Origin of the sequence: Billgrantia aerodenitrificans (assembly GCF_021404405.1) — a bacterium.
GTDB classification, from domain to species: domain Bacteria; phylum Pseudomonadota; class Gammaproteobacteria; order Pseudomonadales; family Halomonadaceae; genus Halomonas; species Halomonas aerodenitrificans.
In genome coordinates this window covers 40,832-47,129 of record NZ_JABFTV010000017.1, presented here as the reverse complement: position 1 = coordinate 47,129, position 6,298 = coordinate 40,832, and the positions used below count along the sequence as shown (strand labels likewise).

Sequence of the window (6,298 nt, the reverse complement as noted above, 5' to 3'; positions counted from 1 at the left end):
ATGCCCGGCGGCACCACCGGGGCGCTGATCCTGATGCTGTTCCTGGTGTTCCTGCTGGGGATGTTCCTCGACTGGACCGGCATCGTGCTGCTGAGCTTTCCGATCATGCTGCCGATCGTCAGCCAGATGGGCGTGGACGTGCTGTGGTTCGTGGTGATGGTGGCGGTGGTGCTGCAGACCTCGTTCCTCACCCCGCCGTTCGGCTATGCGCTGTTCTACTTGAAAGGGGTGGCGCCCAAGGGAGTGGAGATCGTCGATCTGTACAAGGCGGTGATTCCCTTCTGTGCACTAATCCTGCTGGCCTGTGTGCTGATGGCCTTTTTCCCGGTGCTCATCACCGGCCTGCCTTCGCTGCTGATGGGCAGCTGAGCCGGCTCGCTCTCGAGATTCAATGGAGTAACTGACGATGAAAGTGATAGATAGCTTGATGCCGCGCCCGGGACTCAGAGTGCTGATCACCGCCGGCGCCAACGGCATTGGCCTGACCATGGCCCAGGCCTTCCTCGAAGTGGGCGCTCGCGTGCACGCCTGCGATATCGATACCCAGGCGCTGGCGGCATTGCCCGAGGGTATCAGCCACACCGTGGCCGACGTCAGCCGGGAAGCGGATGTGGACAGGCTGTTTCAGGATGCTGCGGCCATGGGTGGGCTCGACGTGGTGATCAACAACGCCGGTATCGCCGGGCCCACCGCCGGCATCGAGGAGATCGATGAGGATGCCTGGACCCGCACCATCGACATCAATCTCAACGGCCAGTACCGGGTTGCGCATCGGGCCGTTCCGTTGCTGCGCGAGAGCCAGGGGGTGTTGATCAACATGTCTTCAGTGGCCGGCCGCCTGGGCCTCGCCTATCGCACGCCCTACGCGGCCAGCAAGTGGGCCATCGTCGGCCTGACCAAGAGCCTGGCCTCGGAGCTCGGCACTGCGGGGGTGCGGGTCAATGCCATTCTGCCCGGTATCGTTCGCGGACCGCGCATCGAGAGAGTCATCGCGGATCGGGCCGCCAAGTGCGGACTCAGCTACGCCGAGATGGAGAAGGAATACCTCTCCGGAGTTTCCATGAAGCGCATGGTCGAGCCCACGGATATCGCCGCCATGGCGCTGTTCCTGTCCGCCCCCGCCGGCGCCAACATCTCGGGCCAAGCGCTGAGCGTCTGCGCCAACGTCGAATCACTTTAAGCGGCACCTCAGGCATCGCCTGACGCTGGCACCGGTATGTCCGGTGCCAGACGGCGAAGCCGTGCCTTATCGCCACTGTTCTGATGGCCCATCGGTCCTGCACCGATCGCTTCTGGACCTCACCTAGCTGGAGAAATTTTCCATGGCATCGCAACGCAAGGTCATCATCACCTGCGCCCTGACCGGCGCTATCCACACCCCGTCCATGTCCCCCCATCTGCCGGTCACCCCCGAGGAGATCGCCGAGGCGGGCATCGCTGCCGCAGAGGCCGGCGCTGCCATTCTTCATCTTCATGCGCGCGACCCGCACAGCGGCAAGCCCACCCAGGACCCGGCGGTCTTCGAGCGGATTCTGCCGCGCATCAAGAGCGCCACCGACGCCGTCGTCAATCTCACCACTGGCGGCAGCCCGCACATGAGCGTGGAGGAGCGCATGCGGCCGGCCATCGAATTCAAGCCCGAGCTCGCCTCGCTGAACATGGGCTCGATCAACTTCGGCCTGTTTCCCATGCTCAAGCGCTATGACAGCTTTCAGCACGAGTGGGAGGTAGAGCACCTCGAGAAAAGTCGCGACCTGGTGTTCAAGAACACCTTTGCCGACATCGAGAAGACCATGACGCTGGGTGCCGAGAGCGGCACTCGCTTCGAGTGCGAATGCTACGACATTGGTCACCTCTACAACCTGCGCAATCTCATGGACCGCGGCTTCATCGACGGGCGGGTGTTCGTGCAGAGCGTGTTCGGCATCCTCGGCGGCATCGGCCCTCATGCGGAAGACGTGCTGCACATGCGGCGTACCGCCAATCGCCTGTTCGGAAGCGACTACGAGTGGTCCGTGCTGGGCGCCGGCAGCCATCAGATGCGCATTGCCGCCCAGTCCGCCGCCATGGGCGGCCATGTGCGGGTCGGCCTCGAAGACTCGCTGTGGCTCGCGCCGGGCAAGCTGGCCGAGAGCAATGCCAGCCAGGTGACCAAGGTGCGCAAGATCCTCGAAGGGCTCTCCTTGGAGATTGCGACACCCGACGAGGCTCGCGAAATGCTGCAGCTGAAAGGCGCCGACAAGGTCGGCTTCTAAGATAACGATGAGTCACGAATGACATGAAAATCAACGACAAAACCATTGCGATCACGGGTGGCGCTCGTGGGCTCGGCTATGCCATGGCGCAGCGCCTCGGCAGCCAGGGTGCAAGCGTCGCGCTGTTGGACAAAAGTGCAGAAATCCTGGATGAGGCGGTCTCCGCGCTGACGGTGCAAGGCATCACGGCCCATGCCTTTCCGCTGGACGTTGCCGATGAGGCATCGGTAATCGAGACGTTTGCCGATATTGCCCAGCGGCTGGGGCCGGTGGCGGGTTGCATCAACAATGCCGGCATCACCGACGACGCGCTGCTGCTCAAGGCGGAAGCTGGCGCCGTCACCAAGCGCATGTCGTTCGAGTCGTGGAAGCGAGTGATCGACGTGAATCTGACCGGTGTTTTCCTGTGCGGCCGCGAAGCGGCGACGCAAATGGTCGAGGCAGGGCAAGGAGGCGTGATCGTCAACATCTCGAGCATCTCCCGCGCGGGCAACATGGGCCAGAGCAACTACGCCGCCGCCAAGGCGGGCGTGCATGCGCTCACGGTGACCTGGGGCAAGGAGCTGGCCCGGTACGGCATTCGTACGGGCACGGTGGCGCCGGGGTTCATCGAGACCCCCATGACGGCCGCCATGCGCCCCGACATGTACGAACGAATTGCCGGCTCCGTGCCGCTGAAACGCCTGGGCGAGGCCGACAACATCGCCCAGAGCGTAGCATTCGTTTTCGACAACGACTACTTCACCGGACGCATCATCGAATGTGATGGCGGGCTGAGATTCTGAAAAGAAAAGGGGCGCCGCCGGCGCCCCCTGTGGACAGCACTGGGGTGAACCTCAGTGGCTATGGCTATGGCTATGGCTATGGCTATGGTCGTGGCCGTTATCGTTGTGCTCATGGTCATCGCCGTGATCGTGGCCGTGCTCATGGTCGTGGTCATGGTCGTCATGATCCGCCAGGGCGTCATGTAGCACACGGGCGTTATGGCGCATCATGCCAAGGTAGGTGCTGGCCTCGCCCTCGGCTGCCAGGGCGTCGGCATAGAGCGTGCCAGCGACCTCGAGACCGGTTTCCTCGGCGAGCTGGTTGATCACCGCGGGGCTGGTCATGTTCTCGTGGAACAGGGCGCGCACGTTCTGCTCGCGAATCACGTCGATCAGCCGTGCCATGTCGGCGGCGCTGGGCTCGGCCTCGGTGGAAAGTCCCACCGGTGAGAGGAAGCGCAGGCCGTAGGCGTTGGCAAAATAGCCGAAGGAGTCGTGGCCGGTGATCACGCTGGTGGAAGCGGGAATCTCGCCGATCAGCTCGCGGATTTCGGCGTCGGTTACCGCCAGCTCGTTGATGTAGTTCTCGGCATTCTCGCGATAGGCTGCTTCATTGTCCGGGTCTGCCTCGATCAGTCCGTCGCGGATGTTGCCGACGTACACCTTGCCCATGGCCAGGTCCTGCCAGGCGTGGGGATCGTAATCGCCGTGCTCATGGTCGTGGCCGTTGTCATGGTCATGGCTATGGCCGTTGTCATGCTCGTGGTCGTGACTGTGGCCGTTGTCATGCTCGTGGTCGTGACTGTGGCCGTTGTCATGTTCGTGGTCGTGACTGTGGCCGTTGTCATGCTCGTGGTCGTGACTGTGGCCATTGTCATGCTCGTGGTCGTGACTGTGGCCGTTGTTATGCTCGTGGTCGTGACTGTGGCCATTGTCATGATCGTGGTCATGGCTATGGCCGTCGTCATGATCGTGATCGTGCCCGTGGTCATGGCCATGCGCATGCCCGTGGTCATGACCGTGATAATCCAGCTTGTCGATGCCGTCGGTGGCGGTTACCAGCGGGCCGCTGTAGTCGCTGGAATCGATCAGCCGTTCCATCCAGCCTTCGAACAGCAGGCCGTTGAACACTACCAGATCGGCATCGGCCAGGGCACGGGCGTCACGCGGGGTGGGGGAATAGACATGGGCGTCGCTGTCGGGGCCGACCAGCGAGGTGACCTCCACATGCTCGCCGCCCACGTTCTGCACCATGTCGGCCAGGATGCTGAAGCTGGTGACGACCTGAATGCGCTCGGCGGCAATGGCAGCCGGCAGTGCCAGCATGGCTGAAGTGCCAATGATCAGTGCTGGTGTAACGTGTCGCATGGAAGTCCTCCGTGAAGGGTTTATATTGTCGTGCTCGTTCAAAGTGGCTCCGGAGAGCCAAGCGGGGCGGCGCGCCGCCTCAGCTTGGCCAGCAGACTGTGATGCCGGCCGAACAAAGCGGAGAGCATGTAGCCCAAGCCTGCCAGCAGGATGATGCCCGGGCCGGAAGGGATATTGAGGTGGTAAGAGAGCAGCAGCCCACCGGTGCTGGCCAGCATGGCGAGCAGAATGGCGGTGCCGATCAGACCTTCCAGGCGCTTGCTCCAGAAGCGTGCGGTGGTGGCTGGCAGCATCATCAAACCCACCGCCATGAGGGTGCCCAGGGTCTGGAAACCGGCGGTGAGGTTGAGCACCACCAGGCCGAGGAAGACACCGTGCACCAGACCACCCTGCATGCCCTGGCCGCGCAGGAACAGCGGGTCGAGACACTCCACCACCAGGGCACGGAAGATCAGCGCCAGGGTGAAGACGATCACGCTGCTGATCGCCGCGATCAGCAGCAGCGCGGTGGTGTTCACCGCCAGGATCGAGCCGAACAGCACATGGGTGAGATCGACGCTGCTGCCCCCCAGCGAGACCAGCATCACCCCCGCCGCCAGCGAGATCAGGAAGAAGCTGGCCATGGCCGAGTCTTCCCGGTGGCCGGTCATCTGCGACACGCTGCCCGCCAGCATGGCCACCAGCAGCCCCGAGAGCACGCCGCCCAGGCTCATGGCCGGCAGCGAGAAGCCGGCGAGCAGAAAGCCCAGCGCCACGCCGGGCAGAATGGCATGGGCCATGGCATCGCCGATCAGGCTCATGCCGCGCAGCATCAGAAACACGCCGATGGGCGGCGCCGCCAGCGACAGCGCCAGGCCGGCCACCGCGGCGCGCCGCATGAAGCCGTAATCGAAGGGGGCGATCAGCCACTCGTGAAGCAGTTCGATCATGCTCCCACCCCCGGCATGCCCAGGGCGAGGCGGGCCGATTCGGCGGCGGTCGGCTGGCTGTGAAGCACCGCCTGGGCCGTGGTCCAGCGGGCGTGCCCCTGATGAAGCACCACCACCTCTTCGGCCAGGCGCGCGAGCTGCTCCATGTCGTGCAGTACCACGATGATGGTGGTGCCGTTGTCGGCCATCTCATGCAGTACCGTCATCAGCACCTCGACGGTTTCCACGTCGACGTTGGCGAACGGCTCGTCGAGCAGCAGCAGCTCCGCTTCCTGCATCAGGGTTCGGCCGATCAGCGCACGCTGACGCTGGCCGCCGGAAAGCTCGCCAAGCGGGCGGTGGGCCAGGTGGGAGATGCCCAGGCGCGCCATGACTTCACGCCCACGGCGATAGTGACGGGCGCAATACCCAGTGAGCGCGCCGTGGCTCGGCCAGCTGCCGGTCATCACCAGCTCTTCCACGCTCATGGGGAAGGTAAGATCGAGTGCCAACTGCTGTGGCAGCCAGGCACGGCGCTCCTTGGGTACCGAGCACACCACCTTGCCCGCTACCGGGCGCAGCATGCCCATGATGCCCTGTATCAGCGTGCTCTTACCCGCGCCGTTGGCTCCCACCAAAGCGGTGATGGCGCCATCGCGAAAGCTCCCGTTCACGTGTTCGAGCACGGTGCGGTTGGCCTGAGCCAGCTGCAGGTCGCGTAGCTCCAGGCGCGAGCTCTGCGTTTCCGACATCAGCCCCACCATCCTGCCGCCCAGGAAACGGCCAACCACAGCACACCCAGCGGCGCGGCAGCCAGCAGCAGGCGGCGCGTGGCGGAAAGCGACATCAATGAAAAATGGCATGGCCCTTCGGGGCGGTGCCGGTGCGTGCGGTGTGCCATACATGCCCCCTCACGAAACAGATTAAGATATAACATTACAAAACAGTCGGTAAAGTCTAGCCCATCAGACAGGACCGTGGACCAACTGATCCAGGGCGGCAG

Annotated in this window: 8 protein-coding genes; 4 read left to right on the top strand and 4 right to left on the bottom strand. The window is 63.8% G+C overall.

The window, feature by feature from the left end; genetic code table 11:
- The 4 genes from HOP59_RS22505 to HOP59_RS22490 form a co-directional block, all read left to right on the top strand.
- Window positions 1-369: TRAP transporter large permease subunit (locus HOP59_RS22505; RefSeq protein ID WP_234255633.1), on the top strand; the 369-nt coding region annotated here is incomplete at its 5' end.
- A 37-nt stretch (window positions 370-406) separates the two neighbouring features.
- Window positions 407-1,180 (top strand): SDR family oxidoreductase, encoded by a 774-nt coding sequence (locus HOP59_RS22500; protein ID WP_234255632.1) that lies wholly within the window; start codon window positions 407-409, stop codon window positions 1,178-1,180.
- A 142-nt stretch (window positions 1,181-1,322) separates the two neighbouring features.
- Window positions 1,323-2,255: a 3,5-dioxohexanoate:acetyl-CoA acetone transferase gene (gene kce, locus HOP59_RS22495; protein ID WP_234255631.1), complete on the top strand. Its 933-nt coding sequence runs from the start codon at window positions 1,323-1,325 to the stop codon at window positions 2,253-2,255.
- Window positions 2,256-2,278: 23 nt separating this feature from the next.
- Window positions 2,279-3,040, top strand: coding sequence for an SDR family NAD(P)-dependent oxidoreductase (locus HOP59_RS22490; protein ID WP_010626355.1), 762 nt, complete (start codon window positions 2,279-2,281; stop codon window positions 3,038-3,040).
- A gap of 51 nt (window positions 3,041-3,091) precedes the next feature.
- Here the strand turns inward: HOP59_RS22490 and HOP59_RS22485 are convergent, their stop codons facing one another.
- From HOP59_RS22485 to HOP59_RS22470, 4 genes are read right to left on the bottom strand one after another with little or no spacing between them, the layout of a single operon-like run.
- On the bottom strand, window positions 3,092-4,387 hold the full coding sequence (locus HOP59_RS22485; RefSeq protein WP_234255630.1) for a metal ABC transporter solute-binding protein, Zn/Mn family: 1,296 nt from the start codon (window positions 4,385-4,387) through the stop codon (window positions 3,092-3,094).
- 38 nt (window positions 4,388-4,425) lie between these two features.
- Window positions 4,426-5,316 (bottom strand): metal ABC transporter permease, encoded by an 891-nt coding sequence (locus tag HOP59_RS22480; RefSeq protein ID WP_010626358.1) that lies wholly within the window; start codon window positions 5,314-5,316, stop codon window positions 4,426-4,428.
- Window positions 5,313-6,047: a metal ABC transporter ATP-binding protein gene (locus HOP59_RS22475; RefSeq protein ID WP_234255629.1), complete on the bottom strand. Its 735-nt coding sequence runs from the start codon at window positions 6,045-6,047 to the stop codon at window positions 5,313-5,315. Before HOP59_RS22475 ends, HOP59_RS22480 begins: the two co-directional genes overlap by 4 nt.
- Window positions 6,047-6,196: a hypothetical protein gene (locus HOP59_RS22470; RefSeq protein ID WP_162832591.1), complete on the bottom strand. Its 150-nt coding sequence runs from the start codon at window positions 6,194-6,196 to the stop codon at window positions 6,047-6,049. Before HOP59_RS22470 ends, HOP59_RS22475 begins: the two co-directional genes overlap by 1 nt.
- Window positions 6,197-6,298: the final 102 nt, after the last annotated feature.

Coding starts and splice junctions, on each gene's coding strand:
- HOP59_RS22500 (WP_234255632.1), top strand. CDS start 407: ATGAAAGTGATAGATAGCTTGATGCCGCGCCCGGGACTCAGAGTGCTG.
- kce (WP_234255631.1), top strand. CDS start 1,323: ATGGCATCGCAACGCAAGGTCATCATCACCTGCGCCCTGACCGGCGCT.
- HOP59_RS22490 (WP_010626355.1), top strand. CDS start 2,279: ATGAAAATCAACGACAAAACCATTGCGATCACGGGTGGCGCTCGTGGG.
- HOP59_RS22485 (WP_234255630.1), bottom strand. CDS start 4,387: ATGCGACACGTTACACCAGCACTGATCATTGGCACTTCAGCCATGCTG.
- HOP59_RS22480 (WP_010626358.1), bottom strand. CDS start 5,316: ATGATCGAACTGCTTCACGAGTGGCTGATCGCCCCCTTCGATTACGGC.
- HOP59_RS22475 (WP_234255629.1), bottom strand. CDS start 6,047: ATGTCGGAAACGCAGAGCTCGCGCCTGGAGCTACGCGACCTGCAGCTG.
- HOP59_RS22470 (WP_162832591.1), bottom strand. CDS start 6,196: ATGGCACACCGCACGCACCGGCACCGCCCCGAAGGGCCATGCCATTTT.